Annotated in this window: 1 protein-coding gene; it reads left to right on the top strand. The window is 62.7% G+C overall.

The window, feature by feature from the left end:
- On the top strand, window positions 1–656 hold a 656-nt coding region (locus M3I54_RS44520; protein ID WP_254346745.1), incomplete at both ends, for an AMP-binding protein.

The raw sequence follows: 656 nt of genomic DNA, 5'->3' as shown, positions 1-656 counted from the left end.
GGCCGACCGATCTCGAACACTCGGATTTACCTGCTAGACAGCCACGGTCAACCGGTGCCGCTAGGCGCAGTGGGTGAACTGTATATCGGCGGCGCAGGCGTGGCTCGTGGCTATCTGAACCGCCCAGAACTGACCGCCGAACGCTTCCTCCCCGATCCCTTCTCCCATCACTCCGATGCCCGCATGTATCGCACCGGCGATCTGGCCCGCTACCTGCCCGATGGCAATCTTGTGTTCCTCGGTCGCAACGACCACCAGGTTAAAATTCGCGGCTTCCGCATCGAGCCCGGCGAAATCGAAACCTCTCTCGCAGAGCACCCCGCCATACGCGAAGCCGTCGTAGTCGCACTCGGCGACACGGACAAACGTCTGGTGGCCTATGTCACAGGCAACGAAACATCGCCAGATGAACTGCGCGACTGGCTCGCCAGCCGCCTGCCCGATTACATGGTCCCTAGCGCTTTCGTGCGGCTGCACGCGTTGCCTCTCACCCCCAACGGCAAACTCGATCGCCGGGCACTGCCCGCTCCGGATGCCGACTCACTCGCCCATGCCGCGTACGAAGCCCCCATCGGTGCACTCGAGATCGCACTGGCCGACATCTGGCGTGAACTCCTCGGCGTCCACACGGTCAGTCGACACGATTCATTCTTTGC

Source organism: Paraburkholderia sp. CNPSo 3274 (assembly GCF_024206475.1).
Classification (GTDB): Bacteria; Pseudomonadota; Gammaproteobacteria; order Burkholderiales; family Burkholderiaceae; genus Paraburkholderia.
This window is presented reverse-complemented; position numbering and strand designations above follow the sequence as displayed.